Below are 24,879 nucleotides of genomic sequence, written 5' to 3'. Positions count from 1 at the left end.
TATGAGCCATGAAGATTTCCCGAACATAGAAATGGTCAGTAATCAGGCCTGCTTATTGACCTTTAGTCAGGTGATTAGCGAAGCGACCTCCAATTACATTGCTCAAGTCACACAACACTTGGTGAAGCTGGCGGGGATTGTGGACTTGGTGCCATCCTACACCACGCTTTTGGTGGTATTTGATGACGATCATTATGACCGCTTTGCGATTTTTAAAACCATTCGCCAGACCATAGAAACTATTGATCCTAATGACTTTTCAGTCAAAGATCAGCGTGAAGTCGTCATTCCGGTGTATTACGGCAAGGAAGTAGGGCCAGATATCGAAGACGTTGCTAGTCATTGCAAGTTGAGCATAGACGAAGTGATTAAACGTCACCAAGAGACAACCTATCGAGCCTACGCCATTGGTTTTACGCCGGGGTTTGCTTTCTTGGGTAATACACCCGATGAACTTCATGTGCCAAGAAAAACCACGCCGCGCTTAAAAGTTCCCGTTGGCAGCGTGGCGTTAGCAGAAAATCAAACGGCGGTTTATCCAAGCGTGACACCAGGTGGATGGCAAATTATCGGTCGCACTCCGGTCAATTTGATTGATTGGGGCAGCAAGAATCTCGCACTAATCGCCATGGGAGATTCGGTGCGATTCGAGCCTATTTCTCGGGATGAATTCTTAGTACTAGGAGGTCAGCTCGATGGCTTTTAAAGTAATCAAAACCGGCTTGTTGGCGCTGATTCAAGACTTGGGTCGCCACGGTCATCAATCTATTGGCCTAACCACTGGCGGACCGATGGATGAAGTTGCCTTTCGTTGGGCCAACGCTCTACTCGATAACGACAGTAATAGCCCAGAGATCGAAATCACCTTTGGCATGTTCATATTAGAAGCGCAAGCCGATACCAGCATCGCCATCACCGGAGCGGATCTTGCAGCAACGCTGAACGACAAAAGCATCACGCCTTGGCAAACCTACGCCATTAAAAAAGGCGATGTATTAGCCTTCCACCAGCCAGTTTGGGGCTTGCGAGCTTACCTCGCAGTAAAAGGCGGTTTTCACTGCGAGCCGACGCTAGGCAGTGTTGCCACGGTGGTGCGTGAAAAAATTGGCGGACTCACTGGCAAAGGTGACAAACTGCAAAAAGGCGATCTATTAGCCTATCAAGCTTTCTCGGGCCATGAAAAAAGATCAGTGCCTCGCTTAGCGATTCCAAATTATGGCAACAAAGAAATACCGGTCATTTTAGGTTATCAGTATCAGTCTTTTTCCTCGTTAGATCGCGCCAACTTTTTCTCTAGCGATTACACAGTATCGTCCAACTCAGACCGCATGGGCTATCGCTTGGAAGGCAAAGAAGTACACAGCGACCTGAAAGGAATTATTTCGGAAGGCATTGCTTATGGTGCGATTCAAGTTCCAAAAGATGGCCAACCGATTGTCTTATTGCAAGATAGGCAAACCATCGGTGGCTACCCGAAAATGGGCTGCGTAACCCGTGTTGGCGGTGGCATTCTTGCCCAACAAAAGCCGGGCGATATTATCCAGTTCACTCCCATCACTGTCGATCAGGCCGAGCAAGAACGCCATTTGCAAATGGCTCGACTTACTCAGTGGCGTTAATATTTTCTTATCAATACAAAGCTGGGTAACCAGCTTTGACATTTACTTACCAAACTTACATTTCATTCCTGTATTTTTATCTTAGACTGATAACTCACTACTTTGCCTATCGTATCGGCGGGATTGAGTCTGTTTATGATATTAAGAGTCCTTGTTTGCCTAACTCTGTCGCTTTTTTTATTGGGTGAAAAAGCCTATTCATCCGAGTTACGTTTTGGTTTTACTGGTCCATTAACAGGTCCAAATGCCTTTACGGGAACTCAGGTGATTCGCGGCATAGAGTTAGGCTTTAAACGTATCAATGACAGCAAGAAACTGAACTATCAACTTTTATTAGTTCCCTTAGACGATGGCTATGAGCCAAGTCGAACGCCTTCCCAAGTCACTACTCTAATCAAGGATTATGGGGTAAAAGCAATGTTAGGCAGCGTTGGAACACCAACCAACCTTGCATCTCTTGATGTTTTATCAAAAAACGATATACCACTTATTCAGCCTTTCACTGGTGCACAATCTATTCGAGCCGAGAGGTCGTCACCCTTCATTTTTAACACTCGGGCAAGCTACACAGAAGAAGCCCGTTATTTAATCAACATACTGGTAAATGATTTAGGTATAAAGCCGAATGAAATTGCGATTTTTGCACAGAAGGACAGTTACGGCGATGCAGGATTAGCCAGCACAATAGAAGCTTTAACTGGCGCTGGACTCAAAGATCCAGCGTCAATATTGCAGATTCGACATCAACGAAATAGTAGCGAAGTAAGTAATTCGGTTGCAGATGTCTTAGGTGTTTTTCCGATACCAAAAGCCATTATCATGATCAGCACTTATGACACAAGCGCCAACTTTATTAAGCAGCTTGAGGCCTTTGACATCTCACCACTGTTTGCTGCTTTTTCATTTACGGGATTGGAGGCATTACAAGCACAAATTAGCGACACTAAGGCAAAGATATTAATGACTCAAACAACCCCTTCGCTAAATAATTGGAAATCGCCAATCATCAAACAACTGAGAAAAGACATGGTTCGCTTTGGAGACATGGCTCCTCCAACAACAATGCAATTGGAAGGTTACATTAATGCTCTCATTGTTGGACAAGCTCTTTTGCCATTAAAAGACATTCCTACCAGCAAAGAAATTGAAGACAGCTTAAAAAAACTTGCGAGGGATAATTATGACTCTCAGGAACAAAACGAACTGTATGTTTTAAACATCAAAAAACGACATATTTGGGTGCAACTTATTACCAATGGTGTATTACAAGAATTATCTTACGCTGACATACAGTGACCAGTTATTAAACGAGAAACTTAGTAGATTCACATTATGATGACATTAGATCGACATCACTTATCCATCTCTCCTTTGGTGTGGCTCTTAGCCTTCGTTGCCTTAATATCATCAATCATCGGCGCAACAATATTAACCATTACCCTACAAGAACTCACAAAACAAAGATTGGACCTAAGAACACAGCAAACAAAATTATTAAATGCGTCCGCAGAATTGAGAGAGATAGTTCCAGCCTACCGCAGCCAACTTCGCCAGGCATTGTTTGAAGGCTCAGATCCCACAGCAAATAACAAATATAATATCGACCTTTATTACCAAGCTATTGCTACACTTGAATCAGAATCTAATGATGCACAAACACAAATTTTCAGTTCGCAATTAGTAGACCGAGGACAAACAATATTAGACACAACAAAGCTAATTACTGACTGGTACAACCGCCGATCTCGCCATTTTTTAGATGAGGAACAACTCAACTATAAAAACGAAGCCCTAAGTCACTTAAATCAATTAAAAAGTTTAACTTACGCCATAACAGGTCAAAATCGTTTACAAGAAAACTTTCTAATCTACCAATACAACACTTCTCCTTATGAAAAAAGAGATGAACTTGCGAGAGAATATTTAAAGTTACGCTTATCACGCCTTGAGTCCGCCCTAAATACCGCTATGGAAGACATTAGCACGCTTGAAGTTGCGCTCAATGTCATGATTGTCTCAAATTCATTGAGCGTCATTACAGACCTCAAAGATAATCAAATCAAGTCTTCTCTAGATCGCCTCGATTACGTTATTGCAGAGTCAGCAAAGATCCATCCAGAAACGGCCAAAAAATTACAACAAGAAAGAAACGCTTTAGGTAATACACTTTTTGGTGAAGGATACTTTTTTGATAATACGGAACAGGTCATAAAATTGGGGCAAAGCGGTCTTTTTGAAGAGCGAATAGAACACATTTCTCTTGAGGAAGAAAAAATTGAACTCATCAACTTATTAGAAATAACATTTTTACCCTTACCAAGATTAATGGATCAAATTGGCGAATTCGTTCAACTTAATTCAAAAAACTTAGAGCAAAAAATCGAAGATCAATTAACGGAAGTTAAAACTCGTATTCTTTGGATTAGTGGCATATCTATCACCATATTATTGCTATTAGCCTGGGCTATTTCTCGTAAAGTCACTCGACAACTTTCTGGTTTTATAGAGAGTGAAGAACGTTTCCGCTCGATGTTTGAAATCACACCAGACCCTGTATGGATTCTAATGAATCAAAAAATGGTGGAATGCAATAACGCCGCGGTTAAAGCACTTCAATACCCAACAAAAGAAGCCTTATTAGGCTCAGAAATGTGTGACATTTCTCCAGAAAAACAAACCAATGGCGTGCTTTCGTCATCAAGTTTAAATAGCCATTTTGAACAAGTAAGGTTATGTGGAAACACTAGAACTGAATGGGTTTTCCAGCGCCATGATGGCGAGCTGATCTACGCAGATATGACTATTCTATCGATTTCTTTTAATAACCATCCTGCCACTATTATCTCCTGGCGAGACGTGACAGAAAAATTCATGTCACAGCAGTCATTAGCCCAATATAAAGTCAAACTCGAAAATGACATTGCATTGCAAACAGCGGAACTGCAAACAGCAAAAGAAGCGGCAGAAAATGCCAACCAAGCAAAAAGCGAATTCCTTGCCAATATGAGTCATGAGATCCGTACACCAATGAATTCCATTATTGGTATGTCGTCTTTAGCACTGCAAACACCTTTAAATGATAAACAACGTGGTTATATCGAAAAAGTCAGTCATTCTGCCGAATCACTTCTCAACATTATTAATGACATTTTAGACTTTTCAAAAATTGAAGCGCGTAAAATGGACATTGAGAACGTGCCTTTCATGCTACCTAGCTTGATCCACAAGGTAGCGCACGTACTGGAGCTAAAAATAGAAGAAAAAGGCCTAGAGCTGATTATAGATATTGATGCTGAAGTGCCTCAGCAAGTCATTGGAGATCCCACCAGACTACGACAGATTTTGCTTAATCTCGGCAATAATGCGGTTAAGTTCACTCAACAAGGTGAAATAATCATCCGCGCCGCGTATTCAAAAAATAATCAGGATGAAAACATTATCCACTTCTCGGTTCAAGACACTGGAATAGGCATCAGTAAAGACAAGCAAAACAATCTCTTCCAATCTTTTTCTCAAGCCGATACATCAACCACACGGCGCTTCGGCGGCACAGGTCTTGGGCTTGCCATATCAAAACGACTTATTCAGCTAATGGGTGGGGATATTTGGGTAGAAAGTGAAGAGAATAAAGGAAGTACCTTTCACTTTACAATAAATCTTCAGGCAGCCGAAAATGTGCCTTCTCAATACGCCTTAAACAGCCATACCAATTTAAGCCAAGTCATGGTCGTTGATGACAACAACAGCGCAAGAGACGTATTAAAAGCTAGCGTAGAAGCGCTCGGGCTTAGCTGTCATGCCTGCAGCAGTGGACACGAAGCAATTCAATATATTGCTTCATTAAAAGCCAGCTCGCAGCCTTATCCACTGATGCTAATTGATTGGAAAATGCCTGAACTTGATGGCATAGACACATGTAAAGCCATCCTTGCTGAAACCCGCGACGATACGACTCTAACCATTATCATGGTAACCGCTCATCGACAAGATGACGCTCGAAAAGCCGGATCTGGTTTACCCATTTCAGCCTATTTGACTAAGCCCGTTACCACCTCAAGTCTATTCGATCAAATCATACAGTTATGTGGTCCTGAATCAGTTTCTCTAATAGACCATAGGAACAATAGCAACGACATTTCATTCTCCTATGAGCTCGCAGGAGCAAAAGTTTTATTGGTTGAAGACAACGAAATCAATCTAGAATTGGCCGAGGAATTACTATCGCGCAGTGGCATTCTTTTTACCTCTGCGAAAAATGGTCAAGAGGCAATAGACTTACTAGGATCTGATGACTTTGATTGTATTTTAATGGACTGCCAAATGCCGATAATGGACGGTTATACCGCGACTCAGAAAATACGAGCCATGACGCAATATAAAGACATTCCTATTATCGCTATGACCGCCAATGTCATGCCGGAAGACATCAAATATGCAAAAGCATCTGGCATGAATGATCACATCGCCAAACCCATTCATTTTGAAACCATGTTTAATACTTTGCGCACTTGGGTCAAAACCAGCACAAACAACAGCAGCACCGCTTTAACCACGGCCTTGCAAAACAATACAAGCAAGATAGAACTACCAGACAGCATTCATATTGATACTGAATTAGGCTTGCTGAGAACACTTACAAAACCACTTTACAGCCGATTATTAAAGCGTTTTCTGGAAACACAAACTTCCTTCATCGATGAATGTAACACAGCTATAAAAACAAATGATCTCGTATTAGCCACTAGACTGGCACACACACTAAAGGGAACCGCAGCGACACTAGGCATGATTGAACTAGCAGCATCTGCAGCCAAACTGGAAAAAGCTTTCGAAGAAGAAAATATCAATATAACGCCTATACTGATATCCGTAGAACATGATTTGAATATCATATTTAACGACCTTAGAGCGTGGCATGCGGTCAATAATGTAAATTCAGAGAAAGAGATCCTAACAACATCGTCTATGGAGCTAAGTGAATTTAGAAATAACATAAAGATATTAGCTACTTATATCGATAAAAATGTTGTTGAAGCACTTTTTCTCGCGCAGAAATTGCTTCCAAATATCACCGACAAAAATGCTAATAAAAGTATGGTGAAAGTCATCTCGGCCCTAAAACTTTATGACTTTGAGCAGGCAGCGAAGCACTTCAAAAGTCTTAGTATTAATCTTGAAAACTTTGAGCAGTAGACACAATGACAGAAACGACGTTTAAACAATCGAAAACTGAACAGCCGTTAGACAAATTAACGGTTTTGATCGTTGATGATACGCCAGAAAACATTGACGTATTAGTTGCATCCTTGTCTGATGAATACACAATCAAAGTTGCATTAAATGGTATGAAAGCATTGTCTATTGCTTCTTTATCGCCACGCCCAGACCTTATATTGCTAGACGTTATGATGCCTGAAATGGATGGATACGATGTCTGTGAGCGATTAAAAAGTAATCCCGTAACGGCCAATATTCCGGTCATTTTCGTAACAGCCAAACACGACATAAAAGATGAAGAGAAAGGGCTTTCCTTAGGCGCTGTAGACTACATTATCAAACCTATTAGTCCGCCTATTGTGCGAGCAAGAGTCCGTACCCATCTTGCGCTATACGATCAAAACAGACAATTACAGAAAAAAGTAGACGAGCGCACCAAAGCACTGCAAGCCAGCCAACTCCGCATCATTCATCATCTTGGTCGTGCCGTAGAGTTCAAAGACAATGAAACTGGCGCTCATGTTATTCGCATGAGTCACTATGCTCGTATGATTGCACAAGAATATAGTGGGAATGAAGAGTGGGTTAATCAAATTTTCCAAGCTGCCCCAATGCACGATGTTGGCAAAATCGGCATATCTGACGCCATTCTTTTAAAACCCGGAAAGCTGACACCAGAAGAATGGGAAAAGATGAAACTTCACACAGTCTATGGTGGTGAAATTTTTTCAGAAGATGACGACCCAATGCTACAGATAGCAAAAACCATCGCTCTCACCCATCATGAAAAATGGGATGGAAGTGGTTATCCTAATGGCTTAAAAGGAGAAGAAATACCATTAGAAGGACGTATTGTTGCTATTGCTGATGTACTAGATGCATTGATGTCAAAACGTCCTTATAAAGAACCATGGACACTAGACGACTCCCTTACCTACATTGAAGAAAACTCAGGTAGCCATTTTGACCCAAATTTAGTCCCCATTCTTAAAAACCTTCGCTCTCAAATTGTGTCCATTCGACAACAATATCCCGATAGAGAGAAAGATCTAATCTCTAAATAGTTTTTAACAATTACAACTTTAGTTATTAACAATTTTACCTATCAAGTCACTTTCCCTAATATGAGTTCTGTTGGTAACGCACTCAAACACACATTAGGAGAAACACAATGATCAACACTCAAATCAAACCATTCAATGCAACAGCTTTCAAAAACGGCGAATTCCTAGAGATTTCTGAAAAAGATGTATTAGGCAAATGGGCTGTATTCTTCTTCTACCCAGCTGACTTCACTTTCGTTTGCCCAACTGAGCTTGGTGATGTTGCTGACAACTATGCTGAACTCCAATCTCGCGGCGTAGAAGTGTTCTCTGTCTCTACAGACACTCACTTCACTCACAAAGCATGGCACGCAAGCTCTGAAACAATCGGCAAAATCCAGTACTACATGGTTGGCGATCAAGCAGGCAACATCACTAACAACTTCGGCGTAATGCGTGAAGGCCAAGGTCTTGCAGACCGCGCGACTTTCTTGATTGATCCACAAGGCACTATCCAAGCAATGGAAATCACTGCTGAAGGTATTGGCCGTGACGCACAAGACCTACTTCGCAAAGTAAAAGCAGCGCAATACGTAGCCGCTCACCCAGGTGAAGTTTGCCCAGCAAAATGGAAAGAAGGCGAAGCAACATTGACACCTTCTCTAGACCTAGTTGGCAAAATCTAAACTGTCGAACAAAGAACGATAAAGGGGTCACACCTGACCCCTTTTTACTCTCAGCACAGTAAATCACTCAATCAAACACAGGTTTCATCATCATGTTAGAAGCAAACTTAAAACAGCAGTTGGGCACATACCTGCAAAATATCGTTAATCCGATTGAAATTACTGTGTCCACAAACGGTTCAGCAAAATCAGAAGAATTACTTGAATTGGCTCATGAAATCACTGAGCTAAAAAACGACAAAATCACCCTAACGGTTGATACAAACTCACAAGGTCGTGCGCCACAAATGGCCATCGCGCCAAAAGGCGAAGCAGCACGTGTGCGTTTTGCTGGCATTCCTATGGGCCACGAGTTTACTTCTCTCGTATTGGCACTATTACAAGCTGGCGGTCATCCATCTAAAGCCGCACAAGAGACACTAGAGCAAATTAAGTCTCTAGACTCTAAATTGAATTTTGAGGTGTACATTTCCCTCTCTTGCCACAACTGTCCAGACGTTGTGCAAGCCGTCAACTTAATGGCGGTTTTGAACCCTAACATTACAGCGACCATGATCGATGGTTCTTTGTTCCAAGACGAAGTGAACGAACGTAACATCATGGCCGTGCCTTCTGTGTACCTTAATGGCGAGTTATTTGGCCAGGGTCGCATGACATTGGCAGAAATCGTCAACAAAGTAGACACCGGCGCTGCAGACAAACAAGCTGCAGAACTAGCCGAAAAAGCGCCTTACGACATGCTAGTCGTTGGTGGTGGTCCAGCAGGCGCAGCCGCTGCTATTTACGCAGCTCGTAAAGGCATCCGCACTGGCGTCGTTGCTGAACGTTTTGGTGGACAAGTCAGTGACACCATGGCGATTGAAAACTTCATTTCAATGAAAGCCACAGACGGACCAAAATTGGTCGCGGGCCTTGAACAGCATGTATTGGATTACGATGTTGACCTGATGAAACTGCAAAAAGCCGTTCGTCTAGAGAAGAAAGAATTCATCGAAGTGGAATTAGAAAACGGCGCGATCCTGAAAAGTAAATCCGTCGTATTAGCCACTGGCGCTCGCTGGAGAGAAATGAACGTCCCGGGCGAACAAGAATACCGTAACAAAGGCGTAGCTTACTGCCCACATTGTGACGGTCCATTGTTCAAAGGCAAGAAAACCGCTGTGATTGGTGGTGGTAACTCAGGTATTGAAGCAGCAATCGACCTTGCTGGCATCACAGAGCACGTGACTGTACTGGAATTTAGTGACATCTTACGTGCTGATGATGTTTTGGTTAAAAAAGCGCAATCCTTGCCAAATGTCACCATCATCAAGAACGCCATGACAACCGAAGTAATCGGTGATGGTCAGCGTGTTATTGGCCTAAAATACACAGATCGCCTAACCGACGAATCACACCTTGTAGACGTTGCTGGTATCTTCGTACAAATCGGCTTAGTACCAAACAGCGAGTTCTTAAAAGACACATTGGAATTGACGAACAGAGGCGAAATCGTGATCAACGCTCACGGAGAGACTTCTATTCCTGGCGTCTTTGCTGCCGGTGACGTTACTACAACGCCATACAAACAGATCATCATATCCATGGGATCTGGCGCAACAGCAGCCCTTGGTGCATTTGATTACTTGATTCGTAACTAGGCAACGGGGATAACCTGTCTTCAGCAACACCCGAACCGACCACACAAACCGCCATCTGGCTTAGCGAGATGGCGGTTTTTTGTTGGTTAGTCAGAAAAAATTTCCCGCCTCGCTCTACGTGCAAGCGCGTAAAACCGCTCGGCGTGAGTTTTTAGTACTGTGCTTAAATTTTAAACAAAGCATTGCGTACAAAAACAAGTACAAGTACAATTTTAGGTACTTACTTGAAGGAGTATATTATGGATACGTTAAGTTACTCAGCATTTAGAACCAATCTTGCCAGCACTCTTGATAAAGTGAATGACGATCACAAGCCCGTTCTCATTACTCGTCAGGGAGGCAAGCCTGCCGTACTTATTAGTTTAGAAGATTTCCAGGCCTATGAAGAAACAGCCTATTTGATGGCAAGTCCAAAAAATGCTTTTCGTTTAAACGAAGCCATTGCCGAAGTGGAAGCAGGCAAAACACAGATAAGGGAACTGATTGAGGAATGATTTTATCTTGGGCTGAAAATGCATGGGAAGATTATCTCTACTGGCAACAGAAAGATAAGAAGACGTTAAAACGCATAAATACATTAATCAAAGACGTCACTCGACAACCTTTTGAAGGACTTGGTGACCCAGAACCACTAAAACATAACTGGTCTGGCTATTGGTCACGCCGTATAGATCGAGAACACAGACTTGTCTATAAAGTCGATGATAACCAATTGTTTATCGTTCAGTGTCGTTATCACTACTAGCAGCTCCCTTTTAACCGTTGCCGCAAGGACGCCTTACAATGCAAAAAAATACTTATTTAGATTGGTCGGAAAAACTGGAGTTTGACGGAGAGTCTTTTCCGAAAGACACATTGAATCGAGCCAAATACGCTACGTTTTTAACGCAGTTTCTGGTCGGACAAGGCTTTGATGAGACGAGAGAGAAAGACGATCAAAAGCGTAATTATGTTCTCAACCTGAACTCTGAATGGGGTTCTGGTAAAACCTACTTTCTTAAACGCTGGTCGCACGATCTAAAAGCGCATTTCCCTGTTGTCTATATCGATGCATGGCAACAAGACTACTCTGACGATCCGTTGATGACGGCGATTTCGTCCATTATCAAACAGCTTAGAGAACAAGCTGGTATGCCTGAGAGCAGTCCAAAGTTTCAACTTCCGAAAAAAGCATTAGGGCTTCTAAAAGCGGCCGCTCCCGGCTTTGCACGAAGCATGGCAAAACGCTACTTGGATATGGATCTCGCAGCATTTTTGCAAGCTGACGATGACTCAGAACTGAAAGACGCTAAGGATAGCGAAGGGAATCCCATCGACCTAAGCGAGTTAGCTTCAACAATGGTGAAACAGCTAATTGATGAGCATGATGGAAAAAAGAAAGCCATTGATGACTTAAAAGTTCATGTGGCAAATTGGGTTAAAACGGTTACTGAAACACAAGAACTGGCATATCCTGCCTTTATTTTTATTGATGAATTAGATCGTTGCCGTCCTAGTTACGCGGTCGAAATGCTCGAAACCATCAAGCATATCTTTGATATCAAAGGCATTGTCTTTGTGGTCGCCACAGACACAGAGCAACTGCAACATGCCGTAAAAGCCATTTACGGGGAAGGGTTCAATGCTCGCATTTACCTTGGCCGATTCTTCAATAGCCGCTTTAGTCTTAAAGCGCCAGACCTAAAAAGCTTTTTGGAAGTGCATACCGACATCAGCAAATTATCGGGCGAGTACTTAACAAGCGCGGGGATTCAAATCCTCCCTTCAAACGAAAATGCAAAGGTCACACTAAGTAATATTTCCGTAATTTTAGATGCCTTTAACATGCCACCCAGAACCGCGATTCAAATTGCAGATCGCGTTGTGGCAACCATATCCAATATGCCTAGCGGCTCAAAGATTGATATTTTGATGCTGACGACACTGCTGTGTTTTTACGAAGAAGATGTTGAAAAATTTCACAAAATAGTTCGACAGTCATTTACATACAAAGATGATGCTGGCAACGATAAAAAGCTTGTACACTATTTAAAGTATCGATTTAGTTCCAACCAAGCTTATTTTAAAACACACATCAATCCCGATGCCTATGCTCCAACTTTTCTAAAATATTGCAACCCTATAACTCATGGCTATAAAAACAGAATTTATACATTCAACCTAACTAGCTATTTTCAGCAATTCTTTGCAAAACATTTTAAAAGTGATGAGACAGATCTTTCAGGTATGTTAGCTGATAAAAGTAGACCACAAGAATCTCCTATGGAGATACGCCAAAAACAATTTATTACTGAAAAAAATAATGATGATAATCAAGGAATGGTATGGCTAGACTTCATATATCACCAATATGGTTTCGATAAAATATTACCCAAATTTTATAAAGACTATGTAGAACTGGCCTCCGCGTTAGACCTAATAGAAGAGGAGCCCAAAAATGACTAACAAACACATAGGTTCTTCCTTTGATGATTTCCTTGAAGAGGAAGGCACACAGGCTGAAACCAATGCCGTTGCTATAAAACGAGTCGATGCGTGGCAGATTCAACAGAAGAATGTCACCGACTCTTCACAGCCAGTAAGACATGCAAAAAAATCTTTGCGTACGGAAAAATTAAACACTGACGTGCAGGAGTAAAATATGGATACGCTAAGTTACTCAGCTTTTAGAGCCAATATTGCTAGCACCTTTGATAAAGTAAATAACGATCATAAGCCTGTTCTCATTACTCGTCAGGGCGGCAAATCAGCCGTATTGATTAGCTTAGAAGACTTTCAAGCGTATGAGAAAACGCCCTATCGATCAAAAGGGCGTTTTTTGTTTCGCCTTAAGTAAAAATGATGAGCAAAGCTTTTAGGCCGTAGGTACGGTGCCGCCATCAATAATGTATTCCGTACCTGTGATAGAGGACGCTCTCGCTGACACTAGAAAAGTGATTAAATCCGCCACTTCCGAAGGTTGTGCTGGACGCCCTAAAGGAATGCCGCCGAGCGCTTCCATAATAATCTTTTTACCTCCTTCATAATCTGTACCGGCATGATCCGCAAGCCGCTCAGCAAGTCGAACCGATGCTTCTGTTTCTATCCAACCAGGCGATACACGCACAACGCGAATGCCTTTTGGTGCCACTTCTTTCGATAAGCTTTTACTGTAAGTGGATAACGCCGCTTTCGCTGCGGCATAAGCGGTGGTCGATTCAGGCAAAGGAAGTTTGTTCTGTATCGATGTGACATGAACAATAACACCTGAGCCTTTTGTTATCATTGAGGGCAATAATCCCCTATCAATGCGTACCGCAGACAGTAAATTTTGACTCAATGCGTTTTCCCACTCTTGCTCATCAAGCGCCGCAAAACCGCCACTGGGAGCGCTTGAGCCGCCCAGCACATTGACAACAATATCAACACCACCAAACTTATCTAATACGGTGTTTACAACGGCAGTACAACCGACAGCGCTTAGCAAATCACCCTTGATGTATGAAATACCTTCTGTAACCTCTTTAGGTACAGACCGAGCAACTGCAATAACACTGACTCCCGCGCCATGTAACGACTCAACGACTGCCGCTCCCAAGCCCTTAGTTCCGCCAGTAACCAAAGCTATACGCCCATTTAATTCAAGATCAAAACTCATAAGGAGATCTCCAGTGCCGTGATTTTGTCGCCATCCAGCGTGAAAGCGTATTGAAGATTCACAGGGCTCCCAGGAAAGTTCCCTGTCACTAAACCCGTGACTATCGTTTGCTCTGCGCTTTCGCTTAATGACTGCGGTTCAACCGTATAGGTATATTTCGTCGATGCATTCACTTTCCACTGTTTAATTGCGTCCAGCCCCGTATGAGTCTGCCCTTCATCTTTTACCACTGCCTCATCGGAAAAACAGGCAACAATTGCCTCACTATTCCCTTTATCTGCTTGGAAATAGTTTGCGATTGGTCTTGGAAGATCAATAGTCATCATAAAACACCTCTACTTAAAATCATTTTCTTAAAACACGCCAAATTGCTGTCTGAAAAGAATGGCGTTAAGCTATCTGGAAAACAAGAACCGACAAAAAAGTAGGGTACTTACTCTGAAGTAAGTTTTTGATCTCATAAGGGCTAAGGCCATAAAAAAAATGACAAAAAAATGGACGCCAATTTCAGCGGCTAATGGCGTAGAGCAAGTACTAAAAATTCTAGAAGGTAAATGGAAGTTAGTAATACTCTTTCACCTCTTTGGCGGACAAGTAAAACGCTTCTCTGAATTAGAGAAAGCTATTCCAGCAATCACACAAAAAATGCTAATCCAACAGCTTCGTCAGATGGAAGTAGACGGGGTAATAAAGCGTACTATCTATCATCAAGTACCGCCCAAAGTAGAATACAGTTTAACGGATTGGGGACAGGAGCTTTGCCCTGCTTTAGACGCCTTGCTTAAGTGGGCTGAAAATAAGAAATGACCGTTTTATATCAATAATGGAATTTGTTGCTAAATCAGCACACAGATCAAAAAACAATCAAACAATGCCTAAAGCCTTAGCTTAAACCATCAACAGGGCGTATGGTCGATGCAACACTAAGAAAGGTGATATTGGCAAACACGCTCCGCAAACCTCGTTTAAAAAACGCCAATCTTCCCGATTGCACTCTAGTGCATAAGCAATACCGCTTTTCGTCGCACGACTTAAGGCAACAAAAACAGGAGAAGACGATGATTTATAACGTAGGTACAACAGATAGAGTGGTCAGAATCGCAATGGGCGCCGTCGTCATCGCAATCGGTGTATATTTCAATTCATGGTGGGGTGTAATCGGCATTGTGCTGCTTGCCACAGGCGTATTTAGCATCTGCCCAGCTTATCTACCTTTTGGTTTTTCAACTTGTAAAACCAAAAAATAACATCTAATTTAAAACGAACACTATAAAGACTAAAACCGACATCAGGTAACACTGAGAGTCGGTTTTTTGTTTTTGATTTACGGCAATCCATAAATGATTGGGCTAAATAAAGATGAATAGGTACAGAACATTATTTAATCTATACGATTGATGGTAATACTCTTTATATCATTCAATACCATTATTCTTTTAAGGACAATGATGAAAGTCTCATTTTTAGCCGATCAAAAACACTTCATTCCAACCATTGCTCAGTGGTATTTCAATGAGTGGGGACGTTTAACGCCCAACAGATCGCTAGAGGATATTGCAATAAAAGTCACGGTGATGGCGGAAAGTAGAGCCGCGCCCCCCATCTCTTTTGTCTTGCATGACCATGACGAGCTGCTTGCGGTGGCAGAACTGAAGTTCCATGAACATCCTGATTTTCCCAATTACAAGCATTGGCTCGGTGGTGTTTTCGTTCCAGCTGATAAACGTGGGCAAGGTTATTCCTGCCTAATTCTTCAACACACGCTCAATCATGCTAAAAACCTAGGTATTCCAGACCTTTATCTGCAATGCGAACAACACAATATCGATCTGTATTTAAAGCATGATTTTGAAGTGATACACAGAATGAATGACAAAGGTGTTGAAAAAGCAGTGATGGCACTAAGGCTTGGATAGAAAAAAACATACTGTATAGATTCTCACGCTTAATGACTCTGCCAGCATTATTCCACACCTTAAATAACCGACCTTATGATGAAATTAAAATGCTATTCTGGGGTCTTATTAGGGCTGAATACATTCTTTCAACACACTTCAACAAAAGAGACATAGTATGAAAATGTTACGTTTTATCTCCATTTTAGAAGGCACATCGCTTCTATTGCTGCTCTTCATTGCTGTGCCATTAAAACGCCTGATGGACATGCCAGAGTATGTGAGCGTTATTGGCCCGATTCATGGTGGGTTGTTTATTTTGTTTAACATTCTTTTGATGTTAAGTGTGTCTCGATATGGGGTGTCGTCAAAACACGCCTTGATAGGATTTGTTGCGTCATTGGTACCATTTGGTAGTTATGTCTTTAAAGCGAAGATCTTAAATAAATACTAACGAGTACCTTTTCAATTACATATAGCCAATAAAAAAGCAGAGAAAAAGACAATTTTCTTCTCTGCTTTTAATGTCATTGTTCTGATCTTTTATAACAGATCAATCAGGCTTAAACAGAAGATTTCTTCACGAACTGAGATTTCAACATCATTTCGCCGCCGCCATCCAATTTACAATCTATGTCGTGGTCGCCATCTACAAGGCGCTTAATAGTCGCTTTGGTGCCAATTTTTAGCACTTGAGAAGAGCCTTTTACTTTAAGGTCTTTCGCCAAAGTAACTTTATCGCCTTCTTGCAGTAAGTTGCCTCCCATGTCTTTGATAATGAGCGCATTTTCGTCTACTACAGCTTCATTAGGGTTCCATTCGTGCGCGCACTCTGGGCAAATCAACATAGCTTGATCTTCATACACGTAAGCGGAATCGCATTTTGGGCAATTTGGAAGACTCATAATTATCACTACCTTCTAACGTAAAACGGGAAATTTGACCTATTATAACCCTATTTTCACTATGGTTTTTTGTTCTCGAATAAAAAAATCCTATTTAATCACTAGGCTTAATCGGAAAGATGTTTTTCCTTAAAAAGTCATAGACAAAATTAAGGATTTTCTCAACACTGAGTGCACAACAATAACAGACCTTCAGTTAAGGTAAGGATTCTCAATGATCACTCCCATTTACGCGGCGTTACTGGTTTTTCTCTACATTTTCTTGAGTTTTCGTGTGATCAAATTGCGCATGAAGTACAAGGTTGGCATTGGTGATGGCGATCAGTCCATGTTGACCAGAGCGATTCGCGTACATGGCAACTTCGCGGAAAACGTTCCCTATGCTTTATTGCTGGTTTGGATGTACGAAAGTACGGGGGGCTCTACATTGTTAGTAAACATAATGGGCATTTTGCTGTGTCTTGGTCGCTTGTCCCACGCCTACGGTGTAAGTCAGCCCAAAGAGCCGCTCATTTATCGACAAAGCGGCATGGTGATGACCTTCTTAGTAATGTTAATCGCCGCCTTGTTGATCCTGACTCATCTTGCTCTTGGTTACCGGTTCTAAATTAAACCAAGCCAGTCATCCAGAATGCAGCCATCGCATCAAGTGACGCTTCTGTTACACTGCCTTGAGCAGGACGTTGGTTGGCGGGGGTATGAAAAATGGCTTGGGCAATATGTCTTCCCGTCATTTGAATGGCAACTGTTTTCTCCAAACGTTGCTGTTGAAAGCGAGCAAACAGACGGTCTGTGGTGGCTTCCTCTTGCATAAGTTTGGCTAGCCACCAAGCATCTTCTAAAGCTTGGCAGGCACCTTGCCCAGATGTAGGCAATGCCGCATGAGCCGCATCGCCGATCACCATGCATTTACCTCGATACCACGATGTCATTGGATCAAGGTCATGAACATAAACGGTATGCAAGCTGCTTTGCTCTGCCTGCTGTAACACAGTGAGCACCTCGCTTGGCCATTCTCTGAAACGCTCGCCTAGCTCTGAAAGCGTGAACATCCTATTTGGCTGTTTCTCAACTTCCGCCCAACCTGCTGCCCAAAAGCATGCCGATGCATCAATCGGCACTATGCCAAAACGTTCCCCATCCCCCCAATAATCTTGAATTGACTGGCTATTAAGTGGTCTTATCGGGCTTGAATGCGATATACCAATTACATTCACAAATCCTTGATAAACAGGCTGACTGACAGGACTGATTTTCTTGCGTAGTGTAGAACTCATCCTTCCATCAGCACCAATCACCCAGTCGTATTGATTCTCCAATTCAGACAACTTGTCTAGATTAATCGCTTCACCAAAATGAATTTGCACACCCGCTTGATCAGCACCGGCAAACAATATTGCCATTAGATCACGTCGCAATATGGTGAGTGTGTTAAAACCCGCTGATTGGTTCAGGCCACGAAGCGACAGCTCACCTTGCACACCGGTAGTTAGATCATAGCGGGTCATAGTCATAGGTTCTCCAGATGCCTTTTGAATCGCCTTCAGTAGTCCCATTTGAGTTAAAACAAAAATGGCATTTGGCCAAAGTGTCACACCTGCCCCTAGGTCGCTGCCCGCTTGGGAGCGACGTTCAAAGATATCGACTTGGTTACCTTGCTTTGCCGCCAACGTAGCAAAGGCTAAACCAGCCACTCCCGCACCTACGATGGCAATCCGTTTCGACATACTGAGCACTCCATAATAAAAAATGAATCTGCAGTATCTACCAGCATCTTAAAATGATAAATATGGGACTATTGGATTAACTATCCCATTTATAGCAATAATTATGATTGAAAAAATAGAACTCTCTTGGCTACTTAGCTTTCATACAGTATTTGAGGAGCGCAGTTTTAAACTGGCATCAGAGAAGCTAGGACAGCCTTCTTCTACCGTCAGCCGCCATATCATCCAGCTTGAAGAAACACTAAACGTGCGTTTATTAGAACGCACCACTCGACGAATGTCGCCCACTGAGGCAGGGCAAACACTGTATGAGCAAAGCTTGCCGCTGCTTCGCTCTCTTGATGATCAGCTCGAAGCCATTAGCGATCAGAGTGACAAGGTCTCTGGCCATTTACGTATATTAATGCCGGATTTACCCTTTATCGCCCAGCAAATTGCTAGTTTCTGTGCGCTTTACCCTAAGCTCAAGTTAAGCTGTGAAACAGGTCTAGTTCCACATCAAGGCTTACTCGATGGTTTCGATTTGGTGATGCAGTTTGGCCGCGGAGAGTTAATGGATTCCGACTGGGTGGCAAAAGAACTGATTCGTTGGCCCAGTGTCATTGTCGCCTCGCCTGAGTTTGTTGAGCGGCATCATAGTCATTTGTCATTTCAGAATTTACCTTCCTTACCTTGCATCACGACCCTCAGTGCATTACAAGGTTCGCCATGGATATTCAAAGACAGCCGACATTCGACTAAAGTACATGTCACATCACAGTATCGGGCCAACAGCGCCAATATGGCAAAAGAAGCCGCTATAGCGGGATTGGGCATGGCGATCTTAGCCGAACCATCGTGCCAAAAAGAAATACACCAAGGCACACTGGTTGCTATCGAGCTTGAAAAGACACCGGAAGATCTCGTCCTTTATGCGTATTCAGGCAAGTTAAAATACTCTCCCCAAAAGGTAACAGCCTTGCTAGATCACTTTAACTTTTCGGACCTGTTTAACGAACTTGACTGAAACCAATCTAAATTCCTGAATAAAACGTACTAGACTTCAAATGATGAAGATGAAATGGGAGCACTTATATGAAACTAGGATTGGTTTGGTTCGGGGATGATTTGCGTTGTGCAGATCAGAACATGCTATGGAGAGCAGTACAGGAGGTGGATTATCTTATCTGCCTTTATTGCGATGAACCTCATAACAATCACCCTAGCCGTTATGCAACACAAGGCATGTCCGTAAATCGTCGACGATTTTTAAACCAAGGCATTCAAGACTTGGCTCTACAATTACAAGCGTTAGGTCAAACCTTATTCGTCAGTTCAATGGATGCGGCCACCAGCTTGAATTTGCTTCTCAACGAAATACCAATCTCCCACCTATATCGCAATCATCATGGAGGTTGGGATGAGCAGCAGACTCTTAATCGCATCGAAAGCAGATACACTGACGTGCGTATTCACCTAGACCATGGTTTGAGTTTATTTACACCATCCCAGCTACCATTTGATGTAGCGCAGTTACCGGATTCTTTCTCAAAATTCCGTCGCTTAATCGAGAACTTAGACGTTTTAACCCCCTTGCCTGCATTACAAAAACTACCACCAGTACCAGCGTTCAACATTCAACACATTCGCCCTTGGCAGCTTAAGCAAATAGAAGACAATAGCGTGTTTACTGGTGGAGAACGCGCTGCTGTTGATCAACTAAGTGATTACTTCTCGACCAATCTACCAAGTCATTATAAAGAAACTCGTAATGAATTAGACGGTTGGGAAAACTCAACCAAGTTCTCTCCTTGGTTAGCACAAGGTAGTTTATCAGCCAGGCAAATCAAAGCCAGTATCGACGTTTACGAGCGCGATCATGGTGCAAATGAATCGACGTATTGGATTTATTTCGAACTGTTGTGGCGCGAGTATTTTCATTGGTACGCAACCCTTTACGGCAAACAACTTTTCTTGCCCGGCGGCGTAACTGGCAAACAAACTCAGGGCAGTTATTACGCAGAGCGCTTTCGTAAATGGAGCAAGGGCAATACGCCTTATCCTTTAGTGAATGCCTGCATGAAACAGCTTAATGAAACTGGTTTTATGAGCAATCGTGGCCGCCAAATTGTCGCTAGCTGTTTGATATATGAATTAGGCATCGATTGGCGCTATGGCGCGGCGTACTTTGAAGAACAACTGATTGATTACAGCGTCGGTTCCAATTGGGCTAATTGGCAATACATAGCTGGCGTAGGAGCTGATCCAAGAGGCGGCCGTCACTTCAACTTGCAAAAACAAACCGAACAATACGACCCAAACCTGCATTTTATTCATAAATGGCAAGGCCAAATATTTGATACCCAATTGGATTCGGTCGATGCTGCCGACTGGCCAATTTTCCCGACATCTAGTAATTAATGATGAAAAAAAGCCAACCTCAATATCATACGTTACGCATTATTCTTGGCGATCAATTAAACGCCGCTCACTCTTGGTTTAAAGCACAAGATCAAGGTGTTCTGTATCTGATCGCAGAACTGTACCCGGAAGCGACTTACGTTAAGCACCACATTCAAAAGCTCTGTGCGTTTTTCCTCGCGATAGAACGCTTTGCTATCGCCTTAAAAGAAAACGGCCATGAAGTGTGTTACCTCACTTTGGATGACACTCAAAACCAAAGCTTAGAAGAAGTAATCTTAAGCCTCACCAAGCTACATAATATTGATCATGTAGAACTACAACGTCCCGATGAATATCGTGTCTTACAGCAATATCATCAGCTGATCGCTAGTGACTCAAAGCCTATATTTAGCATGGTCGATAGCGAGCACTTCTTACTACCCTTTAACGAAATCCCTAACTTTTTTCAGGCCAAAAGTACCGTTCGTATGGAGCATTTTTACCGTAAAATGCGCCAGCGGTTTAACATATTGATGGCCGATGAAAGAAAACCTGAAGGTGGTCAATGGAACTATGACAGCGCCAATCGCAATAAACTCAAAGCAAAAGATCTAGCAGATATACCAACACCTTTGTGTTTTCAGCATGATGTGACACATTTGCTTGAACGCATTCAACGTCACAATATTCCTTCCCTTGGCAAAGCAGAATCCAGTTTACTTTGGCCTGTCACCAGCCAAGACGCGCTGAATTTACTCACCTTTTTCTGCGAGCATTTGCTGCCAAATTTTGGCCGTTTCCAAGATGCGATGACAAACCAAACACCACACAGTTGGAGTTTGTACCATTCGCGTTTGTCTTTTGCACTCAACGCTAAATTGATCAGCCCAAAACATGTTATCAAAGCCGCCATTACGGCTTATCAAGAAAATGACAATATCGACATCGCCCAAATAGAAGGTTTCGTTCGGCAGATACTTGGCTGGCGCGAATATGTACGCGGCATGTATTGGATCAATATGCCGGACTATGAACAACAAAATGCCCTAAACGCCGAGCGAGATTTACCAAGCTATTTCTGGAACGGACAAACCAAAATGAAGTGCATCGCTAGCGCTATTGGGCAATCTCTTGATTATGCTTATGCGCATCATATTCAACGCTTGATGGTGACAGGCAACTTTTGTTTATTAACCGAAATTCAGCCGCAGCAAGTCGACGAATGGTATTTAGGCATTTACGTGGATGCGTTGGAATGGGTGGAATTACCTAATACGCGCGGCATGAGTCAATTTGCTGATGGTGGTTGGATTGCCTCCAAACCCTATGCGGCGAGCGGCAGCTATATGCAGAAAATGAGCGATTACTGCGGTGATTGCCATTACAAGGTAAAAGAGAAAACCAGCGCGGAGTCTTGCCCGCTAAACAGTCTATATTGGCACTTTATGGTGAAACATCGAGAACGCCTTGCGAAGAATCATCGTATCGGCATGATTTACGGTAACTGGGATAAGCAAGACGACGCGCAAAAGCATGCCGTCTTAGAAAGAGCCGAATGGTGTTTGGAAAACATTGAAGCGCTCTAATTTCTACTTTTTACTTTCTGATTGAAAGTTTAATTAACCGATGTAGCTTCTTGGCGATTAAAACGCTGTTGCTGCCATTTAACGACTCTTGGCAGCAACAAACCGGCAATCACAATCGCTACTCCTAATAGCTGCAAGCTTGTTACAGTTTGACCATAAGCGAATGCCGTCAAGGCCGCAAAGACAGGCACAAAATTGAAGAACAAGGAAGCGTTCGCAGCACCGAGTTGCTTCACACCCGAGATCCACAACAAGTAACCACCAACAGTACCAAACACACCGATGAACAGTAAGTCACCCAAAACATTGCCACTGATCGCCAAACTCTCTTGCAAAGGGTGAACCTCAGCACTAAACGCCGTGACCAAAGAGATCACACCTAGTCCTGATAACATACCAACCAGAGTATAAGGAATCATTGGCATCCAGCGGCTCACACCTTGCGTTAAATAGGTATAAAGGCTCCAGCACAACATGCCCAGAAAGATCATTTGATCGCCGTGGTTAAACTCAAAACCCAACAAGCGTTTTAGCTCGCCATTGGTTAACACCAGCAACACACCGGATAAACAAACCACCAAACTAAAAACCGCGCCGCGAGCTGGCAGTTTACGTTGCAACAAAGAGCCAATCAAAGAGGTGGCCAATGGACTAAGCGCCATGATCAAGGCGCCATTGCTGGCATCTGTTTGCGCCAAACCAGTAAACAAACCCAGGTTTAATCCACCAACACCAATGATAGAAACGCTAATAGCCCACGCCCATTGTTTTGCCGTTAAGCTAGGCATTGGCATGTTTTTCCACTTGGCATAAATAAACAAACAAACAGCAGCAATGGCAAAACGCCAAATGACCAAAGTCAGCGCGTGCACTTCTCCCAACGCATGCTTACCCACAGGAAAACACGCTCCCCAGAAAAACGTGCATAGCAACAATAGTAATACGGCATTAGTACTCGCCGAACGGTTCATATCTTTCTCCATTAAAAGAAAACTTGAAAATATAAGGCACAGTGTATAGATTTTAAATACGGAATAAATAGACAAAATTGAGACAATAGATCCCAAATATGAAATTTAACTATTCACTAGATGATATGCGTTGTTTTTGCGCGGTTGCCCAACACGGCAGTTTTAAACAAGCTTCGGCGGCATTGGAGATTCCTCTTTCCACATTGAGTCGACGAGTCGCTAAATTAGAAGAAGACTTGGCAATAAGATTGCTAAACCGTGACGCTCATAGAGTCCAGCTCACCCATTCTGGGCAAAGATATTTCGAAAGGAGCGCGTCTCTTTTTGAGGAATTAGACGATGTTGCTGTGTGCCTTCTGCAGGACAAAACCCAAGCCAAAGGTACTATTCGGATTTCTGCGCCGGTGAATTTTGGCGTGCAAGTTTTAGCTCAGCATTTTAATGCTTTTTTGATCGAATACCCTGACATCCATTTGGATTTGCGACTTTCAAATCAAAACATCGATATTGAGGAAGAAGCCATCGACATCGCGTTTCGTGTCGGTGACCATAATGCAGACCATTGGATTGGCAGACACTTAACGAACATTCGCTTTGTTATTTGTGGTTCTGCCCGTTTAGACATGTCTAGCCTAAAAACGCCTTGTGATTTGGAAGGTTTTCCTACTGTTTTGTGCTCGCCCATGTCCACCTGGAAGCTGCAACACACGATCTCTGGAGAGATGCAAACCCATAAACCAAACCATAATATTCGCCTAAAAGTAGACGACATCAGCTTACTTACGCGCGCCATACAAGATGGCTTAGGTATCGGTTTTATGCCTGATTATCATGCGCAGCCATTGATCGATTCGGGAGAGCTTCAACAAGTTTTACCTGAGTGGAGCAACCAACCTCGCGGTTGCCAAATGCTCTATCGTGACCGAGATAACATGCCCTTTCGGTTACGCTTGTTAATCGATTTTATGGTTAAGCGGTTTAACGAAAAACCGCTATAAACCAACAAACATGTCATAAAAATTAAGTAACTAGGCAAACTGATTAACGGATAGCTCCACTATTAAATCACTACTAATTTTTTCTAGTGCAGCTTCCAATTCTGATAAAGGTAGATCTTTCGGCACAGCCAACACCATGTCGGTTTTAAACAGCATATCGGAACTCATCGGCGCAGGTTCGCAAGTGGTAGTGAGTTCTTTGACGTTAACCATCAAGGAATGCAGCACCTGAGATACTTCTTTGACAATGCCGGGACGATCATTGCCAACAACAGACAGCGACAAAGTCGATCCTTCCGTCACACTCTGTTTTGCCATTTCTACCGTGACATGCAGACCAAGTTGTTCGAAATTACGTAATGCGTTAACCAGTGCTTCTTGATGCTCCAACGGAACAGTCACGGTTAAAATACCCGCAAATTTATCGGCTAGATGTGCCATACGGCTTTCCAGCCAATTACCATTATGGCGAGCGATAGTATCGGATAAACGCTCAACAAGACCGGGGCGATCTTCTCCAATGAAACTCAGTACAAGATGCTGTGACATGGCTTTCTCCATCAATATTTTTAG

General features: G+C 42.8%; 27 protein-coding genes. 21 read left to right on the top strand and 6 right to left on the bottom strand.

The features are described from left to right. The first annotated feature begins 1 nt into the window (after position 1). The 12 genes from pxpB (at position 2) to CCS02_RS13570 (ending at position 13,041) form a co-directional block, all read left to right on the top strand. A complete protein-coding gene (gene pxpB / locus CCS02_RS13625; RefSeq protein WP_100636862.1) occupies positions 2-706 on the top strand; it encodes a 5-oxoprolinase subunit PxpB in 705 nt (234 codons plus the stop codon). Continuing rightward, complete coding sequence (locus CCS02_RS13620) at positions 696-1,619, top strand: biotin-dependent carboxyltransferase family protein (RefSeq protein WP_100186167.1); 924 nt, start codon at positions 696-698, stop codon at positions 1,617-1,619. Before pxpB ends, CCS02_RS13620 begins: the two co-directional genes overlap by 11 nt. A 135-nt stretch (positions 1,620-1,754) precedes the next feature. Further along, positions 1,755-2,915, top strand: a complete 1,161-nt coding sequence (locus CCS02_RS13615; RefSeq protein WP_100186168.1) for an ABC transporter substrate-binding protein — start codon at positions 1,755-1,757, stop codon at positions 2,913-2,915. Between the two features lie 36 nt (positions 2,916-2,951). Continuing rightward, positions 2,952-6,812: a hybrid sensor histidine kinase/response regulator gene (locus CCS02_RS13610; protein WP_100636861.1), complete on the top strand. Its 3,861-nt coding sequence runs from the start codon at positions 2,952-2,954 to the stop codon at positions 6,810-6,812. 5 nt (positions 6,813-6,817) lie between these two features. Beyond that, positions 6,818-7,900 (top strand): response regulator, encoded by a 1,083-nt coding sequence (locus CCS02_RS13605; RefSeq protein WP_072838462.1) that lies wholly within the window; start codon positions 6,818-6,820, stop codon positions 7,898-7,900. 107 nt (positions 7,901-8,007) lie between these two features. Next, on the top strand, positions 8,008-8,565 hold the full coding sequence (gene ahpC, locus CCS02_RS13600; protein WP_100636860.1) for an alkyl hydroperoxide reductase subunit C: 558 nt from the start codon (positions 8,008-8,010) through the stop codon (positions 8,563-8,565). 92 nt (positions 8,566-8,657) lie between these two features. After that, on the top strand, positions 8,658-10,205 hold the full coding sequence (ahpF, locus tag CCS02_RS13595; protein ID WP_100186171.1) for an alkyl hydroperoxide reductase subunit F: 1,548 nt from the start codon (positions 8,658-8,660) through the stop codon (positions 10,203-10,205). A gap of 239 nt (positions 10,206-10,444) precedes the next feature. Beyond that, positions 10,445-10,699, top strand: coding sequence for a type II toxin-antitoxin system Phd/YefM family antitoxin (locus CCS02_RS13590; protein ID WP_100636859.1), 255 nt, complete (start codon positions 10,445-10,447; stop codon positions 10,697-10,699). Further along, positions 10,696-10,950 carry a Txe/YoeB family addiction module toxin gene (locus CCS02_RS13585; RefSeq protein ID WP_100636858.1) on the top strand — a complete coding sequence of 85 codons (255 nt, stop codon included), beginning with the start codon at positions 10,696-10,698 and terminating at the stop codon, positions 10,948-10,950. Before CCS02_RS13590 ends, CCS02_RS13585 begins: the two co-directional genes overlap by 4 nt. A 38-nt stretch (positions 10,951-10,988) precedes the next feature. After that, positions 10,989-12,650, top strand: coding sequence for a KAP family P-loop NTPase fold protein (locus CCS02_RS13580; RefSeq protein WP_100636857.1), 1,662 nt, complete (start codon positions 10,989-10,991; stop codon positions 12,648-12,650). After that, positions 12,643-12,843, top strand: a complete 201-nt coding sequence (locus CCS02_RS22275; protein WP_198515380.1) for a hypothetical protein — start codon at positions 12,643-12,645, stop codon at positions 12,841-12,843. Before CCS02_RS13580 ends, CCS02_RS22275 begins: the two co-directional genes overlap by 8 nt. A gap of 3 nt (positions 12,844-12,846) precedes the next feature. Further along, positions 12,847-13,041, top strand: coding sequence for a type II toxin-antitoxin system Phd/YefM family antitoxin (locus CCS02_RS13570; protein WP_100636856.1), 195 nt, complete (start codon positions 12,847-12,849; stop codon positions 13,039-13,041). An 18-nt stretch (positions 13,042-13,059) separates the two neighbouring features. Here CCS02_RS13570 and CCS02_RS13565 read toward each other — a convergent pair whose 3' ends face one another. Further along, positions 13,060-13,842: an SDR family oxidoreductase gene (locus CCS02_RS13565; protein ID WP_100636855.1), complete on the bottom strand. Its 783-nt coding sequence runs from the start codon at positions 13,840-13,842 to the stop codon at positions 13,060-13,062. Beyond that, positions 13,839-14,168, bottom strand: a complete 330-nt coding sequence (locus tag CCS02_RS13560) for a nuclear transport factor 2 family protein (protein ID WP_100636854.1) — start codon at positions 14,166-14,168, stop codon at positions 13,839-13,841. The genes CCS02_RS13565 and CCS02_RS13560 overlap by 4 nt, the downstream gene beginning before the upstream one ends. Positions 14,169-14,325: 157 nt before the next feature. Here CCS02_RS13560 and CCS02_RS13555 point away from each other — a divergent pair, with 157 nt between their 5' ends. The 4 genes from CCS02_RS13555 (at position 14,326) to CCS02_RS13540 (ending at position 16,191) form a co-directional block, all read left to right on the top strand. Then, positions 14,326-14,649 carry a winged helix-turn-helix transcriptional regulator gene (locus CCS02_RS13555; protein ID WP_100636853.1) on the top strand — a complete coding sequence of 108 codons (324 nt, stop codon included), beginning with the start codon at positions 14,326-14,328 and terminating at the stop codon, positions 14,647-14,649. 251 nt (positions 14,650-14,900) lie between these two features. Further along, entirely contained in the window at positions 14,901-15,089 is a 189-nt protein-coding gene (locus tag CCS02_RS13550; RefSeq protein WP_100636852.1) for a YgaP family membrane protein, read from the top strand. Between the two features lie 201 nt (positions 15,090-15,290). Further along, positions 15,291-15,758 carry a GNAT family N-acetyltransferase gene (locus CCS02_RS13545; protein ID WP_157808001.1) on the top strand — a complete coding sequence of 156 codons (468 nt, stop codon included), beginning with the start codon at positions 15,291-15,293 and terminating at the stop codon, positions 15,756-15,758. Positions 15,759-15,915: 157 nt separating this feature from the next. After that, positions 15,916-16,191 (top strand): DUF3817 domain-containing protein, encoded by a 276-nt coding sequence (locus tag CCS02_RS13540; protein ID WP_100636850.1) that lies wholly within the window; start codon positions 15,916-15,918, stop codon positions 16,189-16,191. Between the two features lie 109 nt (positions 16,192-16,300). Here CCS02_RS13540 and CCS02_RS13535 read toward each other — a convergent pair whose 3' ends face one another. Further along, complete coding sequence (locus CCS02_RS13535) at positions 16,301-16,642, bottom strand: zinc ribbon domain-containing protein YjdM (RefSeq protein WP_100636849.1); 342 nt, start codon at positions 16,640-16,642, stop codon at positions 16,301-16,303. 214 nt (positions 16,643-16,856) lie between these two features. On the opposite strand from CCS02_RS13535, the gene CCS02_RS13530 reads away from it, so the two are divergent. Beyond that, entirely contained in the window at positions 16,857-17,249 is a 393-nt protein-coding gene (locus tag CCS02_RS13530; RefSeq protein ID WP_011978172.1) for an MAPEG family protein, read from the top strand. A 1-nt stretch (position 17,250) separates the two neighbouring features. On the opposite strand, the gene CCS02_RS13525 is transcribed toward CCS02_RS13530, so the two are convergent. Next, positions 17,251-18,369, bottom strand: coding sequence for an FAD-dependent monooxygenase (locus tag CCS02_RS13525; RefSeq protein ID WP_072838470.1), 1,119 nt, complete (start codon positions 18,367-18,369; stop codon positions 17,251-17,253). 103 nt (positions 18,370-18,472) lie between these two features. On the opposite strand from CCS02_RS13525, the gene CCS02_RS13520 reads away from it, so the two are divergent. The 3 genes from CCS02_RS13520 (at position 18,473) to CCS02_RS13510 (ending at position 22,337) form a co-directional block, all read left to right on the top strand. Then, a complete protein-coding gene (locus tag CCS02_RS13520) occupies positions 18,473-19,375 on the top strand; it encodes a LysR family transcriptional regulator (RefSeq protein WP_011978170.1) in 903 nt (300 codons plus the stop codon). 68 nt (positions 19,376-19,443) lie between these two features. Beyond that, a complete protein-coding gene (locus CCS02_RS13515; RefSeq protein ID WP_100186182.1) occupies positions 19,444-20,769 on the top strand; it encodes a DASH family cryptochrome in 1,326 nt (441 codons plus the stop codon). A gap of 2 nt (positions 20,770-20,771) precedes the next feature. Then, positions 20,772-22,337 carry a cryptochrome/photolyase family protein gene (locus tag CCS02_RS13510; protein WP_100636848.1) on the top strand — a complete coding sequence of 522 codons (1,566 nt, stop codon included), beginning with the start codon at positions 20,772-20,774 and terminating at the stop codon, positions 22,335-22,337. Positions 22,338-22,366: 29 nt separating this feature from the next. On the opposite strand, the gene CCS02_RS13505 is transcribed toward CCS02_RS13510, so the two are convergent. Next, positions 22,367-23,308 carry a DMT family transporter gene (locus CCS02_RS13505; protein ID WP_100186184.1) on the bottom strand — a complete coding sequence of 314 codons (942 nt, stop codon included), beginning with the start codon at positions 23,306-23,308 and terminating at the stop codon, positions 22,367-22,369. A gap of 98 nt (positions 23,309-23,406) precedes the next feature. Between CCS02_RS13505 and CCS02_RS13500 the strand changes: the two genes are divergently transcribed. After that, positions 23,407-24,306: a LysR family transcriptional regulator gene (locus CCS02_RS13500; RefSeq protein WP_100636847.1), complete on the top strand. Its 900-nt coding sequence runs from the start codon at positions 23,407-23,409 to the stop codon at positions 24,304-24,306. Between the two features lie 30 nt (positions 24,307-24,336). Here CCS02_RS13500 and CCS02_RS13495 read toward each other — a convergent pair whose 3' ends face one another. Then, entirely contained in the window at positions 24,337-24,855 is a 519-nt protein-coding gene (locus tag CCS02_RS13495) for a glycine cleavage system protein R (RefSeq protein WP_072838478.1), read from the bottom strand. Positions 24,856-24,879: the final 24 nt, after the last annotated feature.

The sequence above is a fragment of the Marinomonas sp. ef1 genome, assembly GCF_002806845.1.
GTDB classification, from domain to species: Bacteria; Pseudomonadota; Gammaproteobacteria; order Pseudomonadales; family Marinomonadaceae; genus Marinomonas; species Marinomonas polaris.
This window is presented reverse-complemented; position numbering and strand designations above follow the sequence as displayed.

Excerpts from the sequence above, each read along its gene's own strand:
- pxpB (WP_100636862.1), top strand. The coding sequence starts at position 2 with ATGAGCCATGAAGATTTCCCGAACATAGAAATGGTCAGTAATCAGGCC.
- CCS02_RS13620 (WP_100186167.1), top strand. The coding sequence starts at position 696 with ATGGCTTTTAAAGTAATCAAAACCGGCTTGTTGGCGCTGATTCAAGAC.
- CCS02_RS13615 (WP_100186168.1), top strand. The coding sequence starts at position 1,755 with ATGATATTAAGAGTCCTTGTTTGCCTAACTCTGTCGCTTTTTTTATTG.
- CCS02_RS13610 (WP_100636861.1), top strand. The coding sequence starts at position 2,952 with ATGATGACATTAGATCGACATCACTTATCCATCTCTCCTTTGGTGTGG.
- CCS02_RS13605 (WP_072838462.1), top strand. The coding sequence starts at position 6,818 with ATGACAGAAACGACGTTTAAACAATCGAAAACTGAACAGCCGTTAGAC.
- ahpC (WP_100636860.1), top strand. The coding sequence starts at position 8,008 with ATGATCAACACTCAAATCAAACCATTCAATGCAACAGCTTTCAAAAAC.
- ahpF (WP_100186171.1), top strand. The coding sequence starts at position 8,658 with ATGTTAGAAGCAAACTTAAAACAGCAGTTGGGCACATACCTGCAAAAT.
- CCS02_RS13590 (WP_100636859.1), top strand. The coding sequence starts at position 10,445 with ATGGATACGTTAAGTTACTCAGCATTTAGAACCAATCTTGCCAGCACT.
- CCS02_RS13585 (WP_100636858.1), top strand. The coding sequence starts at position 10,696 with ATGATTTTATCTTGGGCTGAAAATGCATGGGAAGATTATCTCTACTGG.
- CCS02_RS13580 (WP_100636857.1), top strand. The coding sequence starts at position 10,989 with ATGCAAAAAAATACTTATTTAGATTGGTCGGAAAAACTGGAGTTTGAC.
- CCS02_RS22275 (WP_198515380.1), top strand. The coding sequence starts at position 12,643 with ATGACTAACAAACACATAGGTTCTTCCTTTGATGATTTCCTTGAAGAG.
- CCS02_RS13570 (WP_100636856.1), top strand. The coding sequence starts at position 12,847 with ATGGATACGCTAAGTTACTCAGCTTTTAGAGCCAATATTGCTAGCACC.
- CCS02_RS13565 (WP_100636855.1), bottom strand. The coding sequence starts at position 13,842 with ATGAGTTTTGATCTTGAATTAAATGGGCGTATAGCTTTGGTTACTGGC.
- CCS02_RS13560 (WP_100636854.1), bottom strand. The coding sequence starts at position 14,168 with ATGATGACTATTGATCTTCCAAGACCAATCGCAAACTATTTCCAAGCA.
- CCS02_RS13555 (WP_100636853.1), top strand. The coding sequence starts at position 14,326 with ATGACAAAAAAATGGACGCCAATTTCAGCGGCTAATGGCGTAGAGCAA.
- CCS02_RS13550 (WP_100636852.1), top strand. The coding sequence starts at position 14,901 with ATGATTTATAACGTAGGTACAACAGATAGAGTGGTCAGAATCGCAATG.
- CCS02_RS13545 (WP_157808001.1), top strand. The coding sequence starts at position 15,291 with ATGAAAGTCTCATTTTTAGCCGATCAAAAACACTTCATTCCAACCATT.
- CCS02_RS13540 (WP_100636850.1), top strand. The coding sequence starts at position 15,916 with ATGAAAATGTTACGTTTTATCTCCATTTTAGAAGGCACATCGCTTCTA.
- CCS02_RS13535 (WP_100636849.1), bottom strand. The coding sequence starts at position 16,642 with ATGAGTCTTCCAAATTGCCCAAAATGCGATTCCGCTTACGTGTATGAA.
- CCS02_RS13530 (WP_011978172.1), top strand. The coding sequence starts at position 16,857 with ATGATCACTCCCATTTACGCGGCGTTACTGGTTTTTCTCTACATTTTC.
- CCS02_RS13525 (WP_072838470.1), bottom strand. The coding sequence starts at position 18,369 with ATGTCGAAACGGATTGCCATCGTAGGTGCGGGAGTGGCTGGTTTAGCC.
- CCS02_RS13520 (WP_011978170.1), top strand. The coding sequence starts at position 18,473 with ATGATTGAAAAAATAGAACTCTCTTGGCTACTTAGCTTTCATACAGTA.
- CCS02_RS13515 (WP_100186182.1), top strand. The coding sequence starts at position 19,444 with ATGAAACTAGGATTGGTTTGGTTCGGGGATGATTTGCGTTGTGCAGAT.
- CCS02_RS13510 (WP_100636848.1), top strand. The coding sequence starts at position 20,772 with ATGAAAAAAAGCCAACCTCAATATCATACGTTACGCATTATTCTTGGC.
- CCS02_RS13505 (WP_100186184.1), bottom strand. The coding sequence starts at position 23,308 with ATGAACCGTTCGGCGAGTACTAATGCCGTATTACTATTGTTGCTATGC.
- CCS02_RS13500 (WP_100636847.1), top strand. The coding sequence starts at position 23,407 with ATGAAATTTAACTATTCACTAGATGATATGCGTTGTTTTTGCGCGGTT.
- CCS02_RS13495 (WP_072838478.1), bottom strand. The coding sequence starts at position 24,855 with ATGTCACAGCATCTTGTACTGAGTTTCATTGGAGAAGATCGCCCCGGT.